General features: G+C 73.3%; 20 protein-coding genes and 1 pseudogene. 7 read left to right on the forward strand and 14 right to left on the reverse strand.

The genetic code is table 11. From position 1 onward, the window contains the following. Window positions 1–5 precede the first annotated feature (5 nt). Together ACSHWO_RS09965 and ACSHWO_RS09970 are read right to left on the reverse strand one after the other, a co-directional pair. Complete coding sequence (locus tag ACSHWO_RS09965) at window positions 6–1,358, reverse strand: hypothetical protein (protein WP_438311244.1); 1,353 nt, start codon at window positions 1,356–1,358, stop codon at window positions 6–8. Between the two features lie 63 nt (window positions 1,359–1,421). Further along, window positions 1,422–3,365: an acyl-CoA dehydrogenase family protein gene (locus ACSHWO_RS09970; protein ID WP_438311246.1), complete on the reverse strand. Its 1,944-nt coding sequence runs from the start codon at window positions 3,363–3,365 to the stop codon at window positions 1,422–1,424. A gap of 311 nt (window positions 3,366–3,676) precedes the next feature. On the opposite strand from ACSHWO_RS09970, the gene ACSHWO_RS09975 reads away from it, so the two are divergent. Then, window positions 3,677–4,033 (forward strand): carboxymuconolactone decarboxylase family protein, encoded by a 357-nt coding sequence (locus ACSHWO_RS09975; RefSeq protein WP_438311248.1) that lies wholly within the window; start codon window positions 3,677–3,679, stop codon window positions 4,031–4,033. 209 nt (window positions 4,034–4,242) lie between these two features. Here ACSHWO_RS09975 and ACSHWO_RS09980 read toward each other — a convergent pair whose 3' ends face one another. From ACSHWO_RS09980 to ACSHWO_RS09990, 3 genes are all read right to left on the reverse strand, one after another. Then, on the reverse strand, window positions 4,243–5,688 hold the full coding sequence (locus ACSHWO_RS09980) for an aldehyde dehydrogenase family protein (RefSeq protein WP_361095380.1): 1,446 nt from the start codon (window positions 5,686–5,688) through the stop codon (window positions 4,243–4,245). Window positions 5,689–5,863: 175 nt separating this feature from the next. Continuing rightward, window positions 5,864–7,444: a PucR family transcriptional regulator gene (locus ACSHWO_RS09985; protein ID WP_438311250.1), complete on the reverse strand. Its 1,581-nt coding sequence runs from the start codon at window positions 7,442–7,444 to the stop codon at window positions 5,864–5,866. A gap of 113 nt (window positions 7,445–7,557) precedes the next feature. Next, window positions 7,558–9,774: an ATP-binding protein gene (locus ACSHWO_RS09990; RefSeq protein ID WP_438311252.1), complete on the reverse strand. Its 2,217-nt coding sequence runs from the start codon at window positions 9,772–9,774 to the stop codon at window positions 7,558–7,560. A gap of 246 nt (window positions 9,775–10,020) precedes the next feature. Here ACSHWO_RS09990 and gabT point away from each other — a divergent pair, with 246 nt between their 5' ends. Beyond that, window positions 10,021–11,355: a 4-aminobutyrate--2-oxoglutarate transaminase gene (gene gabT, locus ACSHWO_RS09995; RefSeq protein ID WP_361095371.1), complete on the forward strand. Its 1,335-nt coding sequence runs from the start codon at window positions 10,021–10,023 to the stop codon at window positions 11,353–11,355. A gap of 394 nt (window positions 11,356–11,749) precedes the next feature. After that, the gene (locus ACSHWO_RS10000) at window positions 11,750–12,292 is read left to right on the forward strand and encodes a phosphatase PAP2 family protein (protein WP_404242027.1); all 543 of its coding nucleotides are present in this window, start codon (window positions 11,750–11,752) and stop codon (window positions 12,290–12,292) included. Window positions 12,293–12,355: 63 nt separating this feature from the next. Here the strand turns inward: ACSHWO_RS10000 and ACSHWO_RS10005 are convergent, their stop codons facing one another. From ACSHWO_RS10005 to ACSHWO_RS10035, 7 genes are all read right to left on the reverse strand, one after another. Beyond that, entirely contained in the window at window positions 12,356–12,832 is a 477-nt protein-coding gene (locus tag ACSHWO_RS10005; protein WP_438311255.1) for a hypothetical protein, read from the reverse strand. A gap of 150 nt (window positions 12,833–12,982) precedes the next feature. Then, the gene (locus ACSHWO_RS10010) at window positions 12,983–14,401 is read right to left on the reverse strand and encodes an NAD(P)/FAD-dependent oxidoreductase (RefSeq protein ID WP_438311257.1); all 1,419 of its coding nucleotides are present in this window, start codon (window positions 14,399–14,401) and stop codon (window positions 12,983–12,985) included. A gap of 21 nt (window positions 14,402–14,422) precedes the next feature. Next, on the reverse strand, window positions 14,423–15,217 hold the full coding sequence (locus tag ACSHWO_RS10015; RefSeq protein ID WP_438311259.1) for an ABC transporter permease: 795 nt from the start codon (window positions 15,215–15,217) through the stop codon (window positions 14,423–14,425). Continuing rightward, window positions 15,217–16,146, reverse strand: coding sequence for an ABC transporter permease (locus tag ACSHWO_RS10020; RefSeq protein WP_361095356.1), 930 nt, complete (start codon window positions 16,144–16,146; stop codon window positions 15,217–15,219). The genes ACSHWO_RS10015 and ACSHWO_RS10020 overlap by 1 nt, the downstream gene beginning before the upstream one ends. Then, window positions 16,143–17,321, reverse strand: a complete 1,179-nt coding sequence (locus tag ACSHWO_RS10025; RefSeq protein WP_438311261.1) for an ABC transporter ATP-binding protein — start codon at window positions 17,319–17,321, stop codon at window positions 16,143–16,145. Before ACSHWO_RS10025 ends, ACSHWO_RS10020 begins: the two co-directional genes overlap by 4 nt. Window positions 17,322–17,389: 68 nt before the next feature. Continuing rightward, window positions 17,390–18,637, reverse strand: coding sequence for a polyamine ABC transporter substrate-binding protein (locus ACSHWO_RS10030; RefSeq protein WP_361095349.1), 1,248 nt, complete (start codon window positions 18,635–18,637; stop codon window positions 17,390–17,392). A gap of 52 nt (window positions 18,638–18,689) precedes the next feature. Then, window positions 18,690–20,201 (reverse strand): gamma-aminobutyraldehyde dehydrogenase, encoded by a 1,512-nt coding sequence (locus tag ACSHWO_RS10035; protein ID WP_438311263.1) that lies wholly within the window; start codon window positions 20,199–20,201, stop codon window positions 18,690–18,692. Between the two features lie 181 nt (window positions 20,202–20,382). Between ACSHWO_RS10035 and ACSHWO_RS10040 the strand changes: the two genes are divergently transcribed. Further along, on the forward strand, window positions 20,383–20,943 hold the full coding sequence (locus ACSHWO_RS10040) for an NADAR family protein (RefSeq protein ID WP_438311265.1): 561 nt from the start codon (window positions 20,383–20,385) through the stop codon (window positions 20,941–20,943). A gap of 162 nt (window positions 20,944–21,105) precedes the next feature. Then, window positions 21,106–22,019 (forward strand): annotated as a pseudogene (locus ACSHWO_RS10045) (TROVE domain-containing protein). Window positions 22,020–22,056: 37 nt separating this feature from the next. On the opposite strand, the gene ACSHWO_RS10050 reads toward ACSHWO_RS10045, so the two are convergent. Then, entirely contained in the window at window positions 22,057–22,737 is a 681-nt protein-coding gene (locus ACSHWO_RS10050; protein WP_438311267.1) for a DUF4190 domain-containing protein, read from the reverse strand. A 64-nt stretch (window positions 22,738–22,801) separates the two neighbouring features. Between ACSHWO_RS10050 and ACSHWO_RS10055 the strand changes: the two genes are divergently transcribed. Then, entirely contained in the window at window positions 22,802–23,872 is a 1,071-nt protein-coding gene (locus tag ACSHWO_RS10055) for an adenosine deaminase (RefSeq protein ID WP_438311269.1), read from the forward strand. Between the two features lie 21 nt (window positions 23,873–23,893). Then, a complete protein-coding gene (locus ACSHWO_RS10060; RefSeq protein ID WP_404242037.1) occupies window positions 23,894–24,583 on the forward strand; it encodes a glycerophosphodiester phosphodiesterase in 690 nt (229 codons plus the stop codon). Window positions 24,584–24,589: 6 nt separating this feature from the next. On the opposite strand, the gene ACSHWO_RS10065 is transcribed toward ACSHWO_RS10060, so the two are convergent. Next, a complete protein-coding gene (locus ACSHWO_RS10065; RefSeq protein ID WP_385843107.1) occupies window positions 24,590–25,060 on the reverse strand; it encodes a hypothetical protein in 471 nt (156 codons plus the stop codon). Between the last annotated feature and the right edge of the window lie 14 nt (window positions 25,061–25,074).

Genomic DNA, 25,074 nt, shown 5'->3' on the forward strand with positions numbered 1-25,074 from the left:
GCAACTCAGGAGCGCTCGGACACGGAGTCCCCGCGGGCGTCCCCGCCCGGGTCCCCGCGCAGCACGTCGGCGAGCAGTTCGGGCAGGGTGCCGACGCAGTCGGGCAGCGCGCGGGCGGCGGCCCACCAGGCGTCGGGGTCGGTTCCTAGGGCGGCGTCGCACAGCCGGTCGGCCTCGGCGCGGGCGGCGAGGACGGCCCCGGGCCGGTCGTGCCGGTCGGGGTGGTCGGTGTCGCCGAGCCAGTGGTCCTCGTCCAGGGCCCAGGCGGCGGGTGCCTTGTGGCGGACGACGTCGGTGCCGGTGAGCACGCCGCGGTCCAGGCAGGCGCGGACCCAGCGCACGTCCTCGCGCAGGTCGCCCATGGCGTTGGGCACCCCGAGGCTGGCGAGGGCCAGCTCGCGGTCGACGCCGTCGGCGGCCGGCCGTGCGGAGCCGGGGGCGAGGGCGTCGACGGCCTGCGCGAGGCCGGGTATCCCGCCCCCGGGATACGGGCGGGGCGCGGCCCCGGCGGTCACCGCGGCGGCCAGCTCGGGCAGGGTGCCGCGGAATCCGGGGGCGTGGCGGCGGAGTTCGGCCCACAGCCGCGGGTCCTCGCCGAGCGCCGGGCGCAGCACCCGGGTCAGGGCGGAGCGCATTCCGGCCCGTTCGGCGAGGTTCCAGCCCAGGCTTCCGGCGGCGTGCTGCTGTCCGAGGAGCAGGGTGCGGTGGGCCGGTGCCACGGCGGCCGCGAGTTCGTCGAAGGTGAGGGTGCCGGCGCGGACGGCGCGGACCGCGGGCCGGTGCCAGCCCGGTCCGTGCGCCTCCTGCGCGCGGGTGTCGAGGAGGGCGAGGCAGGCCTGCCGGTCGAGCCCGCCGACCAGCAGCAGGGCCTCTGCGGATCCGGGCGGCAGCGGGGAGCGGGCGTGCTCGCGCAGCAGCAGGGCGGGGTCGAGCTCGTGTTCCAGGGTGAGGACGTCGAGCGGGATCCGCGGCCGGCGGCGGCCGTGCCGGCGCAGCAGGCCGATCACCTCGGCGCCGGTCAGCGGCGGCTGCGGCGCCCGTCCGAGCTCGGCGCCGAGGGTGGCGAGCAGGGCGGGCGGGGGGCCGGGGCGGGCGGCGTACCGGGCGGGGCCGGGCAGCCCGGGCAGCGGCCGGCCGAGCACGTGCGGGTTGCGGGCGACGGTGGCGCGGTCCTCGGCGCTGCCGTCCCGCAGCAGCAGGGTGACGACGGGGGCCGGAAGGTACTCGTCCCGGCACAGGTAGCGGCGGGTGGAGGCGTCGAGCCGCCCGAGGACCCCGGCGGCGACGGCGTCCGGTGCGTGGCGCAGCAGCAGCGCCACGCACCAGGCGAGCCGCCGGCTCTCCCTGTCCGCGTTCACATGCATCCGATTCCCCGTCGCCGGCCGTGTACGCCTCAACCGGCGCCCGGCGATGATCGCAGGTCAGCGGAAGGGGCGGTGCACGTTTTCCCGGGTGGACGGGCCGGGGGCGGCGTCGGCGATCCACGCGCCGTCGCCGGAGGGGTCGAGGACGCCCTCCTCCAGCCAGGTGTAGCTGCCGGCGAGGACCCCGGCGACGACCTTGCGGTCCAGGTCGTCGGTGTTGCTCCAGAGCCGCCCGAAGAGCTCCTCGACGCGGATGCGGGACTGCCGGCAGAAGGCGTCGGCCAGCTGGTAGGCCTCGCGGCCGTGGTCGCCGGTGGCGCGCAGGTGCTCGGCGCGGACGCAGGCCGCGCTCATCGCGAAGAGCTCGGCGCCGATGTCGACGATCCGGCCGAGGAAGCCCTGCTTGGTCTCCATCCGGCCCTGCCAGCGGGACATGGCGTAGAAGGTGGACCGGGCGAGCTTGCGGGCGCTGCGCTCCACGTGGCGCAGGTGGGCGGAGAGGTCGGGGTGGTCGGCGGGGTGGAACTCCCGGTAGCTGCCCGGGACCTGGCCGGGGCCGGTGGCGAGTTTGGGCAGCCAGCGGGCGTAGAACCCGGCGGCGCGGGCTCCGGCCCTGGCCTTGTCGCCGAGGTCCTTGTCGGGGTCGATGAGGTCGCCGGCGACCGACAGGTGGGCGTCGACGGCCTCGCGGGCGATCAGGAGGTGCATGATCTCCGTGGAGCCCTCGAAGATCCGGTTGATGCGCAGGTCGCGCAGCATCTGTTCGGCGGGGACGGCGCGCTCGCCGCGGGCGGCGAGGGACTCGGCCGTCTCGAAGCCGCGTCCGCCGCGGATCTGGACGAGCTCGTCGGCCATGAGCCAGGCCATCTCGGAGCCGTAGAGCTTGGCGAGGGCCGCCTCGATACGGATGTCGTTGCGGTCCTCGTCGGCCATCTGGGAGGCGAGGTCGACGACGGATTCCAGCGCGAAGGTGGTGGCGGCGATGAAGGAGATCTTGGCGCCGACGGCTTCGTGGCGGGCGACCGGGCGGCCCCACTGCTCGCGGACGCCGGACCACTCGCGGGCGATCTTCAGGCACCACTTGCCGGCGCCGACGCACATGGCGGGCAGGGACAGCCGGCCGGTGTTGAGGGTGGTCAGCGCGATCTTCAGGCCGGCTCCCTCGGCGCCGATGCGCTGCGAGGCGGGGACGCGGACCCGGTGGAAGCGGGTGACGCCGTTCTCCAGGCCGCGCAGGCCCATGAAGGCGTTGCGGTGCTCGACGGTGATGCCGGGCGAGTCCGCCTCGACGACGAACGCGGTGATCCCGCCGCGGTGGTTCTCCGAGACGGGCACCCGCGCCATCACGACGAGGAGGTCCGCGACGACGCCGTTGGTGGTCCACAGCTTCACGCCGTCGAGGACGTACGCGTCGTCGCCGTCCGGGACGGCGGTGGTGGCCAGCCGGGCCGGGTCGGAGCCGACGTCCGGTTCGGTGAGCAGGAAGGCGCTGATGGCGGTGGTGGCGCAGCGTGGGAGGAAGGTTTCCTTCTGCTCCTGGGTGCCGAACATCTTCAGCGGCTGCGGGACGCCGATCGACTGATGGGCGGAGAGCAGCGCGCCGATGGCGGGGCTGACCGAGCCGACGAGGGCCAGCGCCTTGTTGTAGTACACCTGGGTCAGGCCGAGGCCCCCGTACTTGGGGTCGATCTTCATGCCGAGGGCGCCGAGCTCCTTGAGCCCGCGCACGGTCTCGTCGGGGATCCGCGCCTCCCGCTCGATGCGGGGGCCGTCGACGGCGGTCTCGCAGAACTCCCTGAGCCGGGCGAGGAAGGCCTCGCCGCGCCGGACGTCCTCGTCGGAGGGCTGCGGGTGCGGGTGGATCAGGTCGAGGCGGAACCTGCCGAGGAACAGTTCCTTGGCGAAGCTCGGTTTGTGCCAGTCCTGTTCCCTGGCCGCCTCCGCGACCTGCCGTGCGTCGCGCTCGGTCACCTTGGGCTGTGCGGGTTGTGTTGCGGACATGAGGGGGCTCACCTCGCCGCCGATGGGGGACGCTTCTGACTACCAGCGGGTGCTACCTGTCAGTCGTACCCGTTTCGTCCGCCGGGAAAAGCTCGGGTGGGCCGGTCGGGGGAAAGCCGGGCGGCGGGCGGGAGAAACCGGGCGGGCGGGCGGGAGAAGCCGAGCGGGTCGGCCCTGCTCGGGCGGAAGTGCGCGCGGGCCGGAAGGCCCCTACGGTGAGAGGGCAATCCGTCGACGCGAGGTGGACCTCGGTGTCCTCGTCCAGGGTGGGGCGCGTCGGCGGCTCCCACAGCCCAGAAGGCGGTCCGGATATGGCCACTGCGTCTGACGCTCCTGTTCTCGACACGCTCGCCGCCATGACCATCGACTCCATCGAGCGGTGCGGCATGGACGACGAGACACTGCTCCTCACCCGCATCGCCGCGCTCGTGGCGATGGACGCGCCGGCGATCTCGTACCTGGCCCACATCAACCCCGCGATCAAGGCCAACGTGACGGTTGAGCAACTGCAGGACGTCCTCGTCGCGATCGCCCCCGTCGTGGGCACGGCACGCGTCATGTCGGCCGCACGTCACATCACGCAGGCGTTCGGCGTCGCCATCGAACTGGCCGAGGCCGAGGCCGAGGCCATCGCCAGGGCCGAGGCCGAGAGCCGCGGCAAGTCCTGAGCGACCGCCGTCGTCCGTTCCACTGCACGGCAGGGCCCCGGGCCGGTCGGCCGGGGCCCTGCTGACCGTGTGCCGGTGCGGCCGTCCTGGCAGGTCGGGTCCGGGGCCACGAGCCAGGAGCCGCCGCCCGGGTCGGGCCGCGCGGGAAGAGCAACGGCCGGAGCCCCCGCACAGTGGGCTCCGGCCGTCGGCCGGGTGGACGTACGAAATCAGATGTTCAGGCCGGTCAGGACCAGGACTCGCTCGTACGTGTAGTCGTCCATCGCGTAGCGGACGCCCTCGCGGCCGACACCCGACTGCTTGACGCCGCCGTAGGGCATCTGGTCGGCGCGGTAGGACGGCGCGTCACCGATGATCACGCCGCCGACCTCGAGCTCGCGGTGGGCGCGGAACGCGGTCTGGACGTCGTGGGTGAACACGCCGGTCTGCAGGCCGAACTTGGAGTCGTTGACCTTGGCGAAGGCCTCGTCCGTGTTCTCGACCCGGTGCAGGGTGAGGACCGGTCCGAAGACCTCCTCGCAGGCGAGGGTGACGCCGTCGGGCAGGTCGGCGAGGACGGTCGGCTCGTACGAGGCGCCCTCGCGCTTGCCGCCGGTGAGCAGCTTGGCGCCGGCGGAGACGGCCTCGTCGACCCAGGACTCGACGCGCTTGGCGGCGTCCTCGGAGACCAGCGGGCCGACGTCGGTGGCGTCGTCTGCGGGGTCGCCGGTGACCTGCGCCTGGACCTTCGCGACGACCTTCTCGACGAGGCGGTCGTAGACGGAGGCGTCGGCGATCACGCGCTGCACGGAGATGCAGGACTGGCCGGCCTGGTAGTTGGAGAAGGTCGCGATGCGGGTGGCGGCCCAGTCCAGGTCGGTCTCGGAGGACCAGTCGTCGAGGACGACGGCGGCGGCGTTGCCGCCGAGCTCCAGGGTGCAGTGCTTGTGCGGCACCGACTGCTGGATGGCGTAGCCGACCTTGTCGGAGCCGGTGAAGGAGATGACGGGCAGGCGGTCGTCCTGGACCAGGGCCGGCATCTTGTCGTTGGCGACCGGCAGGACCGACCAGGAGCCGGCCGGGAGGTCGGTCTCGGCGAGCAGCTCGCCGAGGATGAGGCCGGAGAGCGGGGTGGCCGGGGCCGGCTTCAGGATGATCGGCGCGCCGACGGCGATGGCGGGGGCCACCTTGTGGGCGCACAGGTTCAGCGGGAAGTTGAACGGCGCGATGCCGAGGACCGGGCCCTTGACGAAGCGGCGGGTCAGGGCCAGGCGGCCGACGCCGCCGGCGTCGGTGTCCAGGCGCTGGGCCTCCCCGCCGTTGAAGCGGCGGGCTTCCTCGGCGGCGAAGCGGAACACGGACACGGCGCGGCCGACCTCGCCGCGGGCCCACTTGATGGGCTTGCCGTTCTCGGCGGAGATCACCTGGGCGATCTCCTCGGTGCGCTCGACGAGTCGCTTGGACACGTGGTCCAGGGCGGCGGCGCGGACGTGTGCGGGGGTCGCGGAGAACTCCGCCGTCACGGCGTGGGCCGCGGCCACGGCCTCTTCGACCTGGGCGTCGGTCGGCACGCTGACGGTGCCGACGAGACGGCCGTCCCACGGGTTGTGGACGTCGAAGCTGTCCTCGCCGGTGGCCGGGCGACCGGCGAGCCAGAAGGCGTGGGTGGAGGTCATGCGGATCCCGGCCCTTCGGATGTGTGCGGTACGGCGCGGAGCGCCGCCTGTCCCTCTCACGGTAGGGCGGCGCGCCCGCTCTGTGGCTTGTCCGTGGTGGAGAACCTCCGCGTCCGGCTTCGCCGGTTTGGCAGTGTTTTCCGCCGGAGCCCGCGCACGGGGCCCCGTGCGGCGGCTACGACACCGGCGCGGACGCCTTGAGGGCGAGCCACAGTTCCATGCGGACGTCCGGGTCGTCCAGTGAGCGGCCGAGGATCTCCTCCACCCGCCGCATCCGGTAGCGCAGGGTGTGCCGGTGCACGCCGAGGTCGGCCGCCGCCGCGTCCCACTGGCCGTGCCGCGACAGCCAGGCCTGGAGGGAGGCCTCCAGGTCGCCGCGGCCCTTCTCGTCGTGCTCGCGCAGCGCCCGCAGCGTGCCGTCCGCGAAGGCCCGTACGGCCTCGTCGGCGAGCAGCGGGAGCACCGATCCGGCGGCGAGGTCCTCGTGCTCCACCATCGGGCGGCCGCGCCGCCGGGCCACGGCCAGCGCCTGGTCGGCCTGCTTGTACGCCGCCGCCACGCCCGACGGGTCGGCGGGGCCGGACATCCCGATCACCAGTTCGTCCGGTTCCGGCCCGGTGGCCTCGCGGCCGCGCCGCGATTCGAGGGCCTCGGCGTGGTCGGCGCAGGCCTGGACCGCCGCGCCGCCGTCGGCTGCGAGCACCAGCAGCCGGCCCGCCTCGGGCACCACGAGCAGCGCCTCCCCGGTCCGGGCGGCGGCCGACTCCATGGTGTCGGTCAGCTGGGCGAGGCCCTGGGGCTGTGCGGTGCCCAGCAGTGCCGGCTCGGCCACCGCCAGCCGGAACGGCGCGTCCAGCAGGCTGCCGTAGAGGTCGCCGGCCACGGTCCGCGCGTGCTCGGCCTCCCCGGCCAGCAGCATCCTCAGCACCGCCGCCCCCAGCCGGGACTCGGCGTCGTGGAGCGACCGCGAGCGCTCGGTGGTCAGGGTGAGCAGGGCCACCGCGGAGTGGACGGCGTACCGCTCGGCGGTGCCGAGGGGCGCCCCGGTGCCCACGGCGAGGGCTCCGCGGGCCCGCCGACCGGTGCCCAGCGACTGGAGCTCGACGCGGTCCTCGGCGCCGCCGACCACGGCGCTGGCCGGTGCCGGGCGCTCGCGCAGCCGCTCCACGTCGGGGGTGAGCCGGGCGGCCCGGCGGGCGGCCCACTCCGGGGCGGCGGCGACGACGGCGCCGGAGGTGTCGTAGAGGGCGGCCCAGCCGTGCACGTGCGCGGCCAGCCGGGCCAGCAGCTCGGCGGGCCCGTCGGCGGCGAGGGCGGCCCGGGTCAGCTCGCGCTGCGCCTCGAAGCCGGCGGTGACCGCCCGGTACTGGTCGGCTGCGAGGGCTGCGGAGACGGCCTTGCTGATGGCGAGGAACGGGGTCCGCCGGGGCACTTCCAGCAGCGGGAGGTCCTCGGCGCGGGCGGCGTCGACGAGCGCCTGCGGGATCTCCTCGTAGTTCACGCCGACGGCGAAGCCGATGCCGACGACGCCGGCCGCGGCGAGCCGGCGGACGTAGCGGCGCATCTCCTGCGGATCGTCGGCGTCCAGCTTCATCGCGGTGATGAGGAGGAGTTCCCCGCCCTCCATATAGGGGACGGGGTCGGCGAGCTCGCTGACGTGGGCCCAGCGCACCGGGGTGTCCAGGCGGCCCTCCCCGGCCCGGACGCTGAGCTTGAGCGCCGAGTGCTGGACGAGTGAGGCGAGGGTGAGCGGCATCGGGTACCAGGGGCCTTAGACGGGGGAGCGGGGGGGAGCAGGGGAACGATCCGGTGATTTCGCCGTGCCGTACGAACGGCTCTCCTCGATTCTGCCACCCCGTACGGGTCCGCTCAGCCGGTCCCGGCGAGCCGGACCAGGAGCGGGGCCGCCCGCTCGCCCCGCACCGACGTCAGCGACAGCACCGCGTGCCCCGGCGGTACGGCGTGCGCGAGGTCGGAGGCCGACCAGCGCTCGCGCTCCACCTGCCGTACGGTCACCGCGTCCGTGGTGACGGCCTTGCCGGTGACGAGTTTGCGGAAGGCGTGCACGGCCCGGGTGAGGGGCTGGTCGGCGAAGACGGTCCGGTGGGTGACGTCGCGGGTCTCCACCCACTCGGTGCCCCACGCCTCCGCGAAGCGCTTGCCGTCCCAGGTGGTGACGCCGGAGAAGGCCATCCGGCAGCCGACCGCGCCGAGCAGCGGGGTGCGCAGCGCCTCGGGCACGTCGTCCAGGGTGCGCAGGGCGAGCAGGACGCCCGCGTGGGCCGAACGCAGCCGCTGCAGTCCGCGGACGGTCTGCGGGGTGAGGGTGTGCGAGGCGTCGTCGAAGGCGAGGAAGGCGAACAGGGACCGGTCCGTGCGGGCGGCGGCGGAGGCGTTGAACTGGGCGAGGAGCAGCCGGGCCAGGATCCGGGAGGCATCGGCGTGCCCGCGCTCGGGCAGGTCGATGCGGACCCGCAGCGGGTGTTCCAGGGTGCGCAGGGAGAAGGGCCGCCCCTGGCCGGTGGTGTCGAAGAAGCCGGCGAACGCGGGCCGGTCCAGCAGGGCCACCCGGTCGGCGAGGGCCGGTCCGGGGTCGCCGTGGGTGCCGTGCTGCCGGTCGCGGGCGGCGAGCTCGCGGAGCATGACGTGCTGCCCGGCGGCGTCGAGGTCGGCGCGCAGCCCGTCGAGGGCGCCGGGCACCCGGTCGAGGAGCTCGCGCAGTTCCGGCACGGCGGGGAAGCGGCCGTACGCGGTCCGGAACGGGCCGAGGAGCTGGGCCAGGGCGGTCGCGGCGCGGCGCACCTCAAGGCCGGGGACGTCGCCGACGAAGGCCTCGGCGAGCAGGGTCGCGGCCTCGTCGGGGTCGGTGGTGCCGCCGTAGAGGTCGAGGTCGTAGACGGAGTCGGGATCGCCTACGCGGACCACGACGTCGAATCCGTCGTCGGGGCCCAGGCGGGTGCCGGCCGAGGCGACCGCGATGACGGCGGCCTGTCCGGCGAGGGCCTGGAGGGCGAGGGATTCGACGACGGGACGCACGAGCCGGTCGGTCTTGCCCGCGCCGGAGGGGCCGACGGCGAGCAGCGACGTGCCGAGCACGGAGGGGTCGAGGGCGAGGCTGGTGCCGCGGCGGGCGTACGGGTTGCGCTCGCCGGGGTCGACGGTGCCGAGCAGCACCTGCCGGGCCAGCAGGTCGTGCCGGGCGGCCCGGACGGGCAGGTCGCGGGCGCCGGAGGGGTGCAGGCAGGCGGCGGCGCCCTTGTCCCGCACGGCTGCGGCGAAGGCCACGGCCCGCGAGGGGTCGGCGCGCACGGAGTCCCAGGCGCGCCGGATGCGGGTGAAGTCCACGTCGTTCATCCGGCCGGAGGCGACCTCGTCGGCGAGCCGGTCGGCGAGGTCCGGGAGCCCCGCCTGCCGCAGCTGGGGCCAGGAGGCCGGGTCCTCGGGGCCGCCCGGTTCGGGCCGCTCGGGGGCGGTGTGCACGGTGGTGACGGCCTTGACGGGGCGGCTGCCGAGGACGCGGCGGGCCAGCTCGGGCCAGCGGCCGAGGCGGCCGAAGCCCACGGCGAGGGTGAGGCCGACGAGGCCGTACCAGACGTAGGCGGCGACGACGGACGGCATCGTCCCGGCCCAGGAGTCGGGCGTGAACATGTAGAGCGGCCAGAGCCAGAAGCCGCCCAGGTATCCGTTCCACAGCAGGGACCACAGCAGCAGCCCGGCGAGCAGGGCGATCAGGGCCCCGCTGACGAGCTGGCGGGTCGGGGTGCGCTCCGGCTCCTCGGCGGGGCGGGGCCGGTGCCCGTACGACCACGTCCCCGGCCCGTCGGGGACGCGGGGGGTGCGGAGCCAGTCGCCGAGGGAGGGCCCGGCGCCGGGGGCGCGGGCCGGCTTGGGCGGCAACCCGGGCGCGGACTGCGCTGGCACCGCCGCGGGCGGTGCCACGGAGGGTGGCGCGGGCGGTGCGGCGGGCGGGGCCGCGGGGGCGGGCGGCACCGCGGAGACCGGCGGCGGGCCGGCGGGCCGCGGGACCTGGCCGCCGTGCGGCGGCCGCCTCTCGCCGGTGCCGTGCGGCGTGCCCTCGGTGTCCATGAAACCCTGCCCCCCTGCCCGTGCCTGCGCTGCGTCGCTCAATGTAGTTGCCCGGAGGCGGATCCGGGCCGGTACCGGCCGGTGTCGCCGCGCGACCGCGGGGCGTGCGCCGCACCCTTCCTATGGCCGCCGCGGACAAGGACACGCGCAGACCACTCCCGAACGGAGCATGCCTTACCCCCTCCCCCGGGCCTAGCCTGCGGACAAAGACACAAGTGCGTCCGAAAACACCCCCAGGAGCCCTCCATGACTGCTGTCCCGCAGGAGCGCAAGCTCGTCACCGCGATCCCCGGTCCCAAGTCGCAGGAGCTGCAGGCCCGCCGTCTGGAGACGGTCGCCGGCGGCGTGGGCTCCGTACTGCCCGTCTTCACCGCGCGGCTGGACGGCGGCATCCTCGAGGACGTCGACGGCAACCGCCTGATCGACTTCGGTTCCGGCATCGCCGTGACCTCGGTCGGCGGCTCCGCCGAGGCCGTCGTGCGCCGCGCCACCGCGCAGCTCGCCGACTTCACGCACACCTGCTTCATGGTCACCCCGTACGAGGGCTACGTGGAGGTCTGCGAGGCGCTCGCCGAGCTGACCCCGGGCGACCACGCGAAGAAGTCGGCCCTGTTCAACTCCGGCGCGGAGGCCGTCGAGAACGCCGTCAAGATCGCCCGTGCGTACACCAAGCGCCAGGCCGTCGTCGTCTTCGACCACGGCTACCACGGCCGCACCAACCTCACCATGGCGCTGACGGCGAAGAACATGCCGTACAAGAACGGCTTCGGCCCGTTCGCCCCCGAGGTCTACCGCGTCCCGGTCGCCTACGGCTACCGCTGGCCCACCGGTGCCGAGAACTGCGGCCCCGAGGCCGCCGCCCAGGCGATCGACCAGATCACCAAGCAGATCGGCGCCGAGAACGTCGCCGCGATCATCATCGAGCCGGTCCTCGGCGAGGGCGGCTTCATCGAGCCGGCCAAGGGCTTCCTGCCGGCGATCGTGAAGTTCGCCAACGACAACGGCATCGTCTTCGTCGCGGACGAGATCCAGTCCGGCTTCTGCCGCACCGGCCAGTGGTTCGCGTGCGAGGACGAGGGCATCGTCCCGGACCTGATCACCACCGCCAAGGGCATCGCCGGCGGTCTGCCGCTGGCCGCCGTGACCGGCCGCGCCGAGATCATGGACGCCCCGCACGCGGGCGGCCTGGGCGGCACCTACGGCGGCAACCCGGTGGCCTGCGCCGGTGCGCTGGGCTCCATCGAGACGATGAAGGAGCTCGACCTCAACGCCAAGGCGAAGAAGATCGAGTCCATCATGAAGTCGCGCCTGACCGCGATGCAGGAGAAGCACGAGATCATCGGCGACATCCGCGGCCGCGGCGCCATGATCGCCATCGAGCTGGTCAAGGACCCGGAGTCCAAGACCCCGAACCCGGAGGCCGCCGCCGCGCTGGCCAAGGCGTGCCACGCCGAGGGCGTGATCGTCCTCACCTGCGGTACCTACGGCAACGTGCTCCGCTTCCTGCCGCCGATCGTCATCGGCGAGGACCTCCTGAACGAGGGCCTGGACATCATCGAGGCCGCGTTCGCCGGCATCTGAGCGGGCATCTGAGCGGACTTCCGAACACGCGTCCCAGACGGTACCGCCGGTAACGGTCGGGCGCTGTGAAGAAGATGTGGGGGGCCGATGGCAGGACCGCGTTCCTGCTGTCGGTCCCCTTTCCGCTGCCGTACGGTTTCTGCAGATGAGTGAGACACCCCGCTCCCGGGAAACCGGGGGCGATCCCGGTACCGGGCTTCCCCAGCGCCGTACTGGGCCTGCGTTCGCGCGCACTCCTCACCGATCGGACGGCCGTACGCCCCAAACCCCCCGGGGCGCACGGCAACCCGATCCGGCCGGCCGTCCCGGAACCATCCCCCCTGTTCCGGGACGGCCGGCCACCCTCCTCCTTCTCCTCCTGTGCCTGCCGGCCCTCGCCCTCGCGACCTGGCAGGTGCTGGTCTCGGGCCCGCTGCTCGCACCGGACGAGGCCCTCAGCCGGGCCGTGGTCCGGGGCTTGCCCGACTCGGTCACCGAGCGCCTCTCCGACCTCGGCAACGTCCAGGTCGCCGTGCCGGTCCTGGCGCTGGCGACGGCGTACGCGGTCCGGCGCGGCAACCGCACCGGCGCACTGGCGGCCGGCCTGGCCATGGCCCTGGTCCCGGCCCTCGTGGTCCCGCTGAAACTGTGGACCGCCCGCCCGGGCCCGCTGGAACCGTGGGCGGCCGGCTACTTCCCCTCGGGCCACACCGCCACCGCGGCCGTCGCCTACCTCGGGGCGGCCCTGCTGCTGCGCCCGTACGTCCGCGGCCCGTGGCCGGCGGCCGCGGCCGTCGTACTGACGGGCGCGACGGCCGTCGGCCTGATCCTGCGCGGCTGGCACTGGCCCCTGGACGTGCTGGCCAGCCTGCTCCTGTGCGCGCCGCTCCTGCTCGGCGTCGCCCGTGCGGTCCGCCGCGGAGCGCGGGGCGGGCCCGGTCGGCCGGAAGGGCCCTGAGCCCGGGGACCACCGGGCACCGGGGGTCCGCCGCGCACCGGGGTGCCGCAGGGCACGGGGGCGTCACGGACTGCGGTCCGGCTCCCGGGCCGCCGGCGCCGCCAGCTCGGCCGCGGCCTCGTGCATCGCGAGTTCCAGCACCGCCGGGTCGGTGAGCGTGCCCCGGCCGTCCGGGACCACCAGCCAGCGGACGCCCGGCGCCGCCCGGCCGGGGTGCGGGACCGCGATCCAGGTCCCGCGCCCCGCGCCCCGTACGCCGGTGCCGATCCAGCCGGAGGCCGTGCCCGGCGGCACGAAGAAGCCCAGCCGGGTACCGCCCGGTCCGGCCAGCACCGGACCGGGCCGGCCGCGCAGCCGGCGCAGCACGGCGAGGGTCGCCCGCCCCAGCCGCCCGGGCAGGATCAGCACGTCCCACCGCCGGCCCGCCGGCAGCAGGGCGGTCCCCCGGGGGCTGCGCTTCCAGTCCCACCGGAAGGCGTCCGGATCCGGGGCCGCCGCCGCGAGCCAGTCCACCACGGTCTTGATCTCCGAGCCCTGCATCGCCCGGCCTCCGTTCCCTGTAGGTGAGGGGTCCTCACCGGGAGAGAGCGGGGCCGGGCGCGACGATGACGCGGGTTCGGTTCGGACGAGGAGGTGAACCGGCTCACGCACCGAAGACGCGGATACGCCGGTGCGCGCCCCCCGGAGCCGTCAGCTGTCGAAGCCGAGGCCGAACTTGTCCAGCGTCCTCAGCCACAGGTTGCGGCGGCCGCCGCGGGCGTCGGCCCGGGCCAGGGACCACTTGGTGAGGGTGATGCCGGTCCAGGCGAACGGCTCGGGCGGGAACGGCATCGGCTTGGACCTGACCATCTGCAGTTCGGTCCGCTCGCTGCGCAGGCCGTCCAGCAGGTCGAGCATCACGTCCGCGCCGAAGCGGGTGGCGCCGACGCCGAGCCCGGTGTAGCCCGCGGCGTACGCGACCCGGCCGGAGTGGGCGGTGCCGAAGAAGGCGGAGAAGCGGGAGCAGGTGTCGATGGCCCCGCCCCAGGCGTGGCTGAAGTTCACGCCCTCCAGCTGCGGGAACGCGGTGAAGAAGTGCTGCGCCAGCTTCAGGTACGTCTCGGGGCGGTGGTCGTACTCGGAGTCGAGCCGGCCCTTGTAGGGGTAGACGGCGTCGTAGCCGCCCCACAGGATCCGGTTGTCCGGGGTGATCCGGAAGTAGTGGAACTGGTTGGCGCTGTCGCCCATGCCCTGGCGGCGCTGCCAGCCGATGGCCTTCAGCTGGTCAGCGGTCAGCGGCTCGGTCATCAGCGCGTAGTCGTAGACCGGGACGGTGAACGGGCGGATCCGCTTGACCAGGGAGGGGAAGATGTTGGTGCCGAGGGCCACCCGCCGGGCGAAGATCCGCCCGTACGGGGTGCGCACGGCCATCCCCGGGCCCGAGGAGGCCAGCGACAGGCCCCGGGTGTTCTCGTAGATGCGCACGCCGAGGCCGAGGCAGGCCCGCTTCAGGCCCCAGGCGAGCTTGGCGGGGTTGAGCATGGCCACGCCGTCGGTGTCCCACAGGCCGGCGAGGAAGGTCGGGGAGTCGACCTCGGCGCGCACCTCGTCGCGGTCCAGCCAGCGCGAGCCGGCCGCCAGGCCGAGCTTCTGCGCCTCCTCGTGGAGTGCGCGCAGCTCCTCGACCTGGTGGGGCTCGGTGGCCACGTCGATCTCGCCGGTGCGCTCGAAGTCGCAGTCGATGCCGTAGCGGGCGACCGCCGCCTCGATCTCGTCGAGGTTGCGGGCGCCCAGCTCCTCCAGCCGGGCGAGTTCGCCGGGCCACCGGGTCAGGCCGTTGGCGAGGCCGTGCGTGAGGGAGGCGGCGCAGAAGCCGCCGTTGCGGCCGGAGGCGGCCCAGCCCGCCTCCTTGGACTCGATCAGGACGACGTCCCGGGCGGGGTCGCGCTCCTTGGCGATCAGCGCGGTCCACAGGCCGCTGTACCCGCCGCCGATGACCAGCAGGTCGCAGGCCTCGTCGGAGGTCAGCGCCGGCTGTGCGGCGGGCTTGCCGGGGTCGTCCAGCCAGTACGAGACCGGCAGTGCTTCGGAAAGGGATTTCGCAACGCTTCGCATGGCGACTGGGGCCATGTCTTCCAACTCCCTACAGAGTTACTTGGGCTGTGCCTTCTTGCGGCGGTTGCCGACCGTCTGGGCGGCGAGGACCACCAGCACCGCGATGACGAACATCGCCGTGCCGATGACGTTGATCTGCACGGGCGTACCGCGTTGGGCCGATCCCCACACGAACATGGGGAAGGTGACGGTGTTGCCCGAGTTGAAATTGGTGATGATGAAGTCGTCGAAGGAGAGCGCGAAGGCCAGCAGTGCGCCGGCCGCGATGCCGGGCGCCGCGATCGGCAGGGTGACCCGTACGAAGGTCTGCACCGGGCCCGCGTAGAGGTCGCGGGCGGCCTCCTCCAGCCGCGGGTCCATCGACAGCACGCGCGCCTTGACGGCGGCGACGACGAAGCTGAGGCAGAACATGATGTGGGCGATCAGGATCGTCCAGAAGCCCAGCTGGACGCCCATGTTGAGGAACAGCGCGAGCAGCGAGGCGGCCATCACGATCTCGGGCATGGCCATGGGCATGAAGATCAGCGAGTTGACCGCGCCGCGCGCCCGGAACCGATACCTGACCAGGGCGAACGCGATGGCGGTGCCCAGCAGGGTGGCGGCGGGGGTGGACCACAGGGCGATCTGGAGCGACAGGGACAGGGAGCCGCAGAGGTCGGCGACCCCGCACGGGTCCTTCCAGGCGTCGAGGGAGAACTCCTGCCAGGCGTAGTTGAACCGCCCGGCGGGGTTGTTGAAGGAGAACAGCGTCACGACGAGGTTCGGCAGCACCATGTAGGCGAGCGTGCCGAGACCGGCGATGACCACGAAGTTGCGGCGGAGCCACTGCATCAGACCAGGTCCTCCGTCCCCGCCCGGCGGATGTAGATGGTGACCATGACCAGCACGATGGCCATGAGGATGAACGAGAGCGCGGCCGCCGTCGGGTAGTCGAGGATGCGCAGGTACTGCGACTGGATGACGTTGCCGATCATGCGGGTGTCCGTGGAGCCCAGGAGCTCGGCGTTGACGTAGTCGCCGCTCGCCGGGATGAAGGTGAGCAGGGTCCCGGAGACCACGCCCGGCATGGACAGCGGGAAGGTGACCTTCCGGAAGGTGGTGGCGGGGCGGGCGTAGAGGTCCCCGGCCGCCTCGTGGAGGCGCGGGTCGATGCGCTCCAGGGAGGTGTACAGCGGAAGGATCATGAAGGGGAGGAAGTTGTACGTGAGGCCGCAGACCACCGCGAGCGGCGTGGCCAGCACCCGGTCGCCCTCGGTGAGGCCGAGCCAGCTGGTGACGTCCAGGAAGCCGATCGCGTTGAGGAAGGAGACGACCGGGCCGCCGTCGGACAGGATCGTCTTCCAGGCCAGGGTGCGGATCAGGAAGCTGGTGAAGAACGGCGCGATGACCAGCACCAGCAGCAGGTTGCGCCAGCGGCCCGCCCGGAAGGCGATCAGGTAGGCCAGCGGGTAGCCGAGCAGCAGGCACAGCACGGTCGCGGTGCCGGCGTACAGCAGGGAGCGCAGGAACTGCGGGAGGTACTCGGTGAAGGCGTCCCAGTAGGTCCCGAAGTGCCAGGTGACCTGGAAGCCCTCTTCGAGGGAGCCGGTCTGCACCGAGGTGGAGGCCTGGTAGATCATCGGCAGCACGAAGAAGACGAGCAGCCAGAGGATGCCGGGCAGCAGCAGCCAGTACGGGACCAGCCGTCTGCGCAGGGAGGGCTTGTGGACCGGGGGCTCGGCGGGGGCGGGGGCCTCGGGTGGGGCCGCGGTGGCGGTCATGCGCTCTCCTCGACCGTCTCGACCGTCTCGATGCCCGCGTCGCCCGTCGTCCCTGCAAGCATGGACTGGGCGGCGTCCAGGCCGAAGGTGTGCTCCGGGTTCCAGTGGAGGACCACCTCGGTGCCCGGCGTCAGGCGGGGGTCGCGCTCGATGTTCTGTACGTAGACCTCCAGCTCTGGGCAGACCGGGCTGTCGATCACGAACTGGGTGGAGACGCCGATGAAGGAGGAGTCGGCGATCCGGCCGACGACCTTGTTGCGGCCGGCCGCGACGGTGTGCTCCTCGTCCGCGGGGACCAGGGAGATCTTCTCGGGGCGCACGCCCACCAGCAGCTTCCCGCCGGCCTTGGGGGTGGTCGAGCAGCGGGCGGCGGGCAGCCGGAGCTTGGTCCCGGCGGAGCTGACGACGACGTCGGAGCCTCCGGTCTCGACGACCTCGGCCTCGATGAGGTTGGAGGTGCCGAGGAAGTTCGCGACGAAGGTGGTGCGCGGGTTCTCGTAGAGCTCGGCGGGCGCGCCGAGCTGCTCCACCCGGCCGCCGTTCATCACGGCGACGGTGTCGGCCATGGTCATGGCCTCCTCCTGGTCGTGCGTGACGTGCACGAAGGTGATGCCGACCTCGGTCTGGATCCGCTTGAGCTCCAGCTGCATCTGGCGGCGCAGCTTGAGGTCGAGGGCGCCGAGGGGCTCGTCGAGCAGGAGCACCTGCGGGTGGTTGATCAGGGCGCGGGCGACGGCGACGCGCTGCTGCTGGCCGCCGGAGAGCTGGTGGGGCTTGCGCTGGGCGAACTGGCCGAGCTCGACCAGCTCCAGCATCTCCTCGACCTGCTTCTTGACGGACTTGATGCCGCGGCGGCGCAGGCCGAAGGCCACGTTCTCGTAGATGCTCAGGTGCGGGAAGAGCGCGTAGCTCTGGAAGACCGTGTTCACGGGGCGCTTGTACGGGGGCAGCTGGGTGACGTCGCGCTCGCCCAGGTGCACCGTGCCGGTGGAGGGCTCCTCCAGGCCGGCGATCATGCGCAGGGTCGTGGTCTTTCCGCAGCCGGAGGCGCCGAGCAGGGCGAAGAAGGAGCCCTGGGGGATGGTGAGGTCCAGCGGGTGCACGGCGGTGAACGTGCCGTAGTGCTTGCTGATCCCGGCGAGGCGGACGTCGCCGCCCGCGGTCTTGTCAGTCATGGGTCGCGGCCTTCGGTGGTGGTGTTCTTCGGAAGAGTTGCGGGGGGCGGTGCCGGTGCGGGCGCTCGTCAGGCTCCGATGAGCTTGGCGAACTTCTCCTCGTACTCGGTCTCTTCCTCGCTGGTGAGCATGCGGAAGGCATGGGCCCTGGCGGTCATCTCCTCGTCCGGAATGATCAAGGGGTTGTCCGCGAGCGCAGGATCGATTTTCGCAAGGTCTTCCTTGACGCCGGCGACCGGGCACACGTAGCTGATGAAGGCCGCGAGCTGGGCGGCGATCGGGGGCTCGTAGTAGAAGTCGATGAGCTTCTCCGCGTTGGCCTTGTGGCGGGCGTGGGCCGGGACGAGGAGGTTGTCGCTGGAGGTGATGTAGCCGACGGTGGGGACCGCGTACTGGATGTCCGGGTTGCCGGCCTGCAGCTGGATGATGTCACCGGCCCAGGCCAGGCAGGCCGCGAGGTCGCCCTTGTCCAGGTCGGCGGTGTAGTCGTTGCCGGTGAAGCGGCGGATCTGCTTGGAGTCCACGCCCTTCTGGAGCCGGGCGATGGCCGCGTCGTAGTCCGGCGTGGTGAAGGTCGCCGGGTCCTTGCCCTGGTCGAGGAGGGTCATGCCGACGGTGTCGCGCATCTCGGTGAGGAAGCCGACCCGGCCCTTGAGGGTGGGGTCGTCCAGCATCTGCGTGACGGAGTCGACCTTCTTCCCGCCGGTCGCCTTGGTGTTGTAGGCGATCACGGTGTTGATGCCGGTCCACGGGTAGCTGTGGGCGCGGCCGGGGTCCCAGTCGGGGCTGCGGTACTGCGGGATCAGGTTGGCGAAGGCGTGCGGCAGGTGGGAGGGGTCCAGCTTCTGCGCCCAGCCCAGGCGGATGATGCGGGCCGCGAGCCAGTCGGTGACGACGATCAGGTCGCGGCCCGTGTCCTGGCCGGCCGCCAACTGCGGGCGGATCTTGCCGAAGAACTCGACGTTGTCGTTGATGTCCTCGGTGTAGTTGACCTGGATGCCGGTCCGCTTGGTGAACTCCACCAGCGTCGGATGGGTCTTCTCGTCGTCGCTGACGTCCATGTACTCGGTCCAGTTGGAGAAGTTGATCACCTTCTCCGTGTCCGAGTGGTCGTCGGAGGCCGCCGTCGCCCCGTCGCGCCTGGCCGGCGGGATGCCGCAGGCGCTCAGGGAGGCCAGGCCGCCGAGGGTGAGCGCGCCGGCGCCTGAGGCGCGCAGCAGCGAGCGGCGGGTGAGGGCGCCGCGGCCGCCGGTGAGGCTCCGCCGCATCGCGGCGACCTGCGCCGCGGAGAGGCGTTCGGGCTCGAACTGCTCCATGGGCTGTGCCCTTTCGGGATGGGTGGGCCGCTGGTCGGACGGCCGGCTGCTGCTATCGGTCCCCGAAGATCGTGCGGTGCCAGTCCTTCGCGGCGACCGCCGTGTTGTCGTACATCACGTGCTTGACCTGCGTGTACTCCTCGAAGGAGTACGAGCTCATGTCCTTTCCGAAGCCGCTCGCCCCGTATCCCCCATGGGGCATCTCACTGATGATCGGAATGTGGTCGTTGATCCACACGCAGCCCGCCCTGAGCTCGCGGGTGGCGCGGCCCGTCCGGTAGACGTCGCGGCTCCAGGCGGATGCGGCGAGTCCGTACGGGGTGTCGTTGGCCAGCGCGATGCCCTCGTCGTCGGTGTCGAAGGGCAGCACGACGAGGACCGGCCCGAAGACCTCCGACTGGACGATCTCGCTGTCCTGCGGCGCGCCGGTGATCAGAGTGGGCCGGTAGTACGCGCCGTCGGCGAGGGCGCCGCCGGGGACGCCGCCGCCGGTGGCGACGGTGGCGTAGCCGCGGGCGCGCTCGACGAAGCCGGCGACGCGGTCGCGCTGGGCGTGGGAGACGAGCGGCCCGAGGTCGGTCGCCGGGTCGAGGGGGTCGCCGAGGCGGACGCCCTCCATCAGCTCGGCGACGCGGGCGGTGAAGGCCTCGTACAGGGGGCGCTGGACGTACGCGCGGGTGGCGGCCGTGCAGTCCTGACCGGTGTTGATCAGGGAGGCGGCGACGGCGCCGTGGGCGGCGGCCTCCGGGTCGGCGTCGTCGAAGACGAGGAAGGGGGCCTTGCCGCCGAGCTCCAGGTGGAGCCGCTTGACGGTGGCGGTGGCGATCTCGGCGACGCGCTTGCCGACTGCGGTGGATCCGGTGAAGGAGGTCATGGCGACGTCCGGGTGGCCGACCAGGTGCTCGCCGGCGTCCCGGCCGGCGCCGGTGACGATGTTGATCACACCGTCGGGGATGCCCGCCTCCGTGGCGGCCTGCGCGAACATCAGGGAGGTCAGCGGGGTCAGCTCGGCCGGCTTCAGGACGATGGTGTTGCCCGCGGCGACGGCCGGGAGGATCTTCCAGGCGGCCATCTGGAGCGGGTAGTTCCAGGGGGCGATGGAGCCGACGACCCCGATCGCCTCCCTGCGTACGTACGAGGTGTGGTCCCCCGAGTACTCGGCGGCCGCCTGCCCCTGGAGGTGGCGGGCGGCGCCCGCGAAGAAGGCGGTGTTGTCGATCGTCCCCGGTACGTCGAACTCGGTGGCCAGCTTGATCGGCTTGCCGCACTGGAGCGACTCGGCGTACGCGAGGTCCTCCGCCTGCGCGGCCAGGACGGCCGCCAGCCGGTGCAGGGCGTCCGAGCGCTCCGCGGGGGTGGCCGTGGACCAGGCGGGGAAGGCGCGCCGGGCGGCGGCCACGGCCTCGTCCACGTCGGCGGTGGAGGCCAGCTCGTAGGTGAGCACCTCCTCACCGGTGGCGGGGTCGACCACGGTGTGCGACCGTCCGGAGGTACCGGTCCGCAGACGGCCGTCGATGTACTGCGCGCCGTCCGCGAAGCGGTCCTTGACCTGGAAGCTACCCATCACGCTCTCACGCCCTCGTGGCTTCAGCTCGAATTGAGTGCCGATCCTGGCAGAGGTGTTACCCGCAGCCAAGGGATTCCGTTGTTGCCTTTTGATTACGCGACGGAATCGGTCGACCATGTGTCGAGGCAGCCGGCAATTCCCGTACGAAGTGTCCGTGGCGACTGCCAGACTCCCGTGCATGGAGAAGATCGACAAGTTGATCGAGCAGGTCAGCCGCGGTGACCGGGTGAAGTTCCTGCCCTTCTGGGGACACCGGCCGCGGCCCGACGGGACGCTCGGGCCGAGCTGTCTGAGCCAGTGGTGGCCCTCTCCCTTCACCGTGGACGGCGTCCGCTACGAGACCGCCGAGCACTGGATGATGGCCGGGAAGGCGCGCCTCTTCGGGGACACCGACGGGGAGCGCGCCGCCCTCGCGGCCGGGACCCCGGCCGAGGCGAAGAAGGCCGGGCGGCTGGTGCGCGGCTTCGACGACGAGGTGTGGGAGCGGGAGCGGTTCGCCCTGGTGGTGGAGGGCAGCGTGCACAAGTTCCGCTCCACGCCGCAGCTGCGCTCGTACCTGCTGACCACCGGGGACCGGGTGCTGGTCGAGGCGAGCCCGATGGACCGCGTCTGGGGCATCGGCCTGGCCGCCGACGACGCGCGGGCGCTCGACCCGGCGCGCTGGCGCGGGCTGAACCTGCTCGGCTTCGCGCTGATGGAGGCCCGGGAGCGGCTGCGCGCGGAGGCACAGGAGGCGTAGGCGGCGTGGGAGGCGGGCCGCCCCCGCCTTGGTCTCGGAGGTGCGTGCGGGACGGCCGGTGCGCAGGCGACGGCATGGCATGCAGCCCGCCGCCGACCTTTCGACCTCGGGCGTCCCGCACGTCACGCCCTCCCCCCGTGCACGGAATTCGGGGGAGGTCTCATGGCCCGCTTCAGCCGCCCGCGCTCCGAGCTGTTCCTGCTCGCCGTCGCCGACTTCGTGACGCAGCGCACCGCCCACGAGGACGCCCAGGAGCGCGACGACCGCTTCGCGGCCCTGGTCCGCATCCTCGCCGTCGAGGACCCGCAGGGACCGCCGGCCTGCCGGGCCGGCTGCGCGGCGAGGGCGACCTGCGCACCGCCTCGCTCGTCGGCGCCGCCGCCGATGAGGTCAAGGCACGGCTGGACGCGGGCGCCGTGCGCCGTCTCTCCTTCCGGCACCTCGCTGCTGAAGTACGACACCGCGTCCGAGGGCTTCCGCTTCGGCGACGTGCTGAACCTCGTGCACGCCGCGCCGGACCGGCCAAGCCGCGGCAGGGCGAGCTGTTCCGCCACGCCCTCGACCCGCCACCACCCGGAAGCGGCCGACGCGCTGCTGCGCGGCCTGCGCAACGTCGACGGGGCCGGGGTCTCGGACGAGTTGGCGGGGCAGGTCGCCGCGCGGATTCTGCGACCCGGAAGCGGTCGCCCGGTCGCGGCAGTTCCCGTTCGGCTACCTGGTCGCCCACCAGCGGCGCCCTCGCTGCGCTGGGCGGAACCGCTCCAGCAGGGCCTCGGGCACTCGCTGGCGTCCGTGCCCGCGCTGCCGGGGCGCCCCTCGTCCCCGTCGACCGGTCCGGGTCGATGTGGTCGCCGCTGTCCGAGCGCTCGCAGCTCAACCGGGCCGACGCCGCGGCCCTGTTCGGCACGGCGCTGGCCCTGCGCGCCGAGCACGCGGACCCGGTGCGGTTTCGGGTGGGGCACGCGCCCTCCGGGGCCGCGAACCGGCACACCTTCGGCGGGCTCACCGACGCGGCCGTCCGCAGGGTGCCGCTGATCGGGGCCGGTCGGGACGCCGACTGGCCGTCGGTCGGCTGAGGCCGGCCGCACGCCCACCACGCGTGGTGACGGGGCGTCAGACCTTCTCGCGCATCCGCGAGTTGGAGTAGGGGCTGTCGAAACCGCCGCCCCCGGCGTCGCGTTCGAGGATCCCGACGATCCCCAGCGCGAGGACCGCCGCGCCCAGCGCGATGCCTATCGCGCCCGTGATGATGCCCGCCAGGGCCACGCCGCCGTTGGTGGCCTCGCCCCGGCGGGCCTTGCCGCGCCCGAGCGCACCGAAGACGACCGCCCCGATGCCGATGCCGATCGCCAGCAGGCTGGTGATGCACCCGACGACCGAGAGGATGCCGAGGACGAGCGCGGTGACGCCGAACCCGTTGCGCGGCTGCCCGCCGTAGGGGGCGTACGGGGCGTAGCCCGGGTAGCCGGGATGGCCGGGGTAGCCGTACCCGGACGGGGCGTTCGGCGGACCGGGGTGTGCGTAGCCGCCGGGGGCCGGGTAGGCGTAGGCCGGGGGCGGGGCGGCGGGTCCGGGCGGGGCGGGCGCCGGGGCCGGCGCGGGCCCGGGGTACGCGGTGGGTATCGGCGCGGGCGGTACCTGGGCCCCCGCCCCCGGCATCCCGGCGATCGTGATCTGGTCGTGCACGGACGGCGGCCCGGGCACCACCGGTCGCCCCTGCGGCCCGCCGTACTCCCCCGGCGACCGCTCCGGCGGCGCCCACGGGTCCCCGGGCTCGGGACTCTGGTCGGTCATGCGTCGCCCCCTTCTCGTACGGCCATGCTATGCGCTGCGTCCGACAGCCCGGGGGCTGCCTACGATGAAGCCCGATCCGTCCGCACACGATCATCCCGGAGGCCCTACCGTGCCCGATCCGACCGCCTTCATCGCGGGGCTCCCCAAGGCCGAGCTCCACGTCCACCACATCGGCTCGGCCTCCCCGCGCATCGTGGCCGAACTCGCCTCCCGGCACCCCGACTCCAAGGTCCCCACCGACCCGGAGGCGCTCGCCGACTACTTCACCTTCACCGACTTCGCCCACTTCATCGACGTGTACCTCTCCGTCGTGGACCTGGTGCGCACCCCCGACGACGTGCGGACCCTCACCTTCGAGGTCGCCCGGGACATGGCACGGCAGAACATCCGCTACGCGGAGCTGACCATCACCCCGTACTCCTCGACCCGCCGCGGCATCGACGAGCACGCGTTCATGGCGGCCATCGAGGACGCCCGCAAGGCCGCCGAGGCCGAACTCGGCGTCATCCTGCGCTGGTGCTTCGACATCCCCGGCGAGGCCGGCCTGGAGGCCGCGGCAGAGACCGCCCGCCTCGCCGTGGACCTGCGCCCGGAGGGCCTGGTCTCCTTCGGCCTCGGCGGCCCCGAGATCGGCGTCCCGCGACCGCAGTTCAAGCCGTACTTCGACGCCGCCCGGGCCGCGGGCCTGCGCAGCGTGCCGCACGCCGGCGAGACCACCGGGCCCGAGACGGTCTGGGACGCCATCCGCGAGCTCGGCGCCGAGCGCATCGGCCACGGCACCAGCGCCGTCCGGGACCCGGAGCTGCTGGCCTACCTGGCCGAGCACCGCATCGCGCTGGAGGTCTGCCCGACGTCGAACATCGCCACCCGCGCCGTGGCCGACCTGGACCGGCACCCGGTCAGGGAGATGGTCGAGGCGGGCGTGCTCGTCACCATCAACAGCGACGACCCGCCGATGTTCGGCACCGATCTCAACACCGAGTACGCGGTCGCCGCCCGGCTCCTCGACCTCGACGAGCGCGGGACCGCGCAGCTGGCGAAGAACGCGGTCGAGGCCTCCTTCCTGGACCCGGCCGGCAAGGAGCGGATCACCGCGGAGATCGACGCCTACACCGAGTCCTGGCTCGCGCGCTGACGCCACCGGAGAATGAACGCCATGCGCGCCCTGACGGCGGTCGCCCACCGCGGCGACCCCTACCGGTTCCCCGAGAACACCGTGCCCTCCGTCCGCTCCGCGTTCGCGCGCGGGGCGGATGCGGTCGAGATCGACGTACGGCTGACCCGTGACGGGGTGCCGGTGCTCCTGCACGACGACACGCTGTGGCGGCTGTGGCGGAACGACGTGCGGCTGGACGCGGTCACGGCCGCCCAGCTGCGGGAGATGACGGCGGGCGGGGTGCCGACCCTGCACGAGGCCCTGGCGGCCTCGGGCACGGGCCGGGTGATGGTCGACCTGCCGGGTGCGACCGCCGAGGCGGTGCGGACGGTGGTCGGGGTGGTCCGCGCGTGCGGGGCGCGCGAGCGCACGTACTACAGCGCGGGCCCGGACACCATGCTGGCCGTCCGCGCCGCGGATCCGGACGCGGAGATCGCGCTGACCTGGACGACGCTGGCCCCGCCGCGCCGGGTGCTGATCGACGCGGTGGCGCCGGCCTGGCTCAACTACCGCTTCGGGCTGGTCGGCCGGGAGCTGGTGGACGCGCTGCACCGGGACGGCCTGAAGGTCTCCGCGTGGACCGCCGACACCCGCCGCTCGATGCGCGGGCTGCTCGCGGCCGGGGTGGACGGGATCACCACCAACCGGATCGACGCCCTGACCGCCGTCCGCGCCCGGTTCGGCCGCTGAGGCCCGTCAGGCGGTGGCGGGCAGCGCCTCCAGGCGTTTGACGAGGCGGCGGAGCACGAGCAGCGGGATCACCCCGAAGACCCCGAAGGAGATGTCGATGAGGCTCCAGCCGAAGGGGATGCCCCGGACGGGCCCGCAGACCAGGGCCAGGGGGATGATGCCGGCGCAGGCGATCATGCCGGCGTCGATGATCCAGATGTTGCGCACGGGGTCGCGCAGGACGCCGTAGAAGAAGACGGCGATCACCAGGTGGGCGAAGGCGAGCCAGTCGGTGCCGTAGAGGAGGAACGGGTACTGCGCGTCGGCCTGGTCCAGGCCCTCCCCGACCCGGCTCAGCCAGGCGTGGGACACCAGGGAGTTGGCCCAGCGCAGTTCGGTGACCAGGGGGAAGGCCGTGAGCCCGCTGAGGACGAGGCACACGATGAACAGGATCAGCCAGGCACGGATACGCCGCTGGAGGGCGTTTCTCTCGCTCATGGCAGCACCCTACG

The sequence above is a fragment of the Streptomyces pallidus (ex Mingjun et al. 2026) genome (assembly GCF_051550185.1).
In the GTDB taxonomy this organism is placed as follows: domain Bacteria; phylum Actinomycetota; class Actinomycetes; order Streptomycetales; family Streptomycetaceae; genus Streptomyces.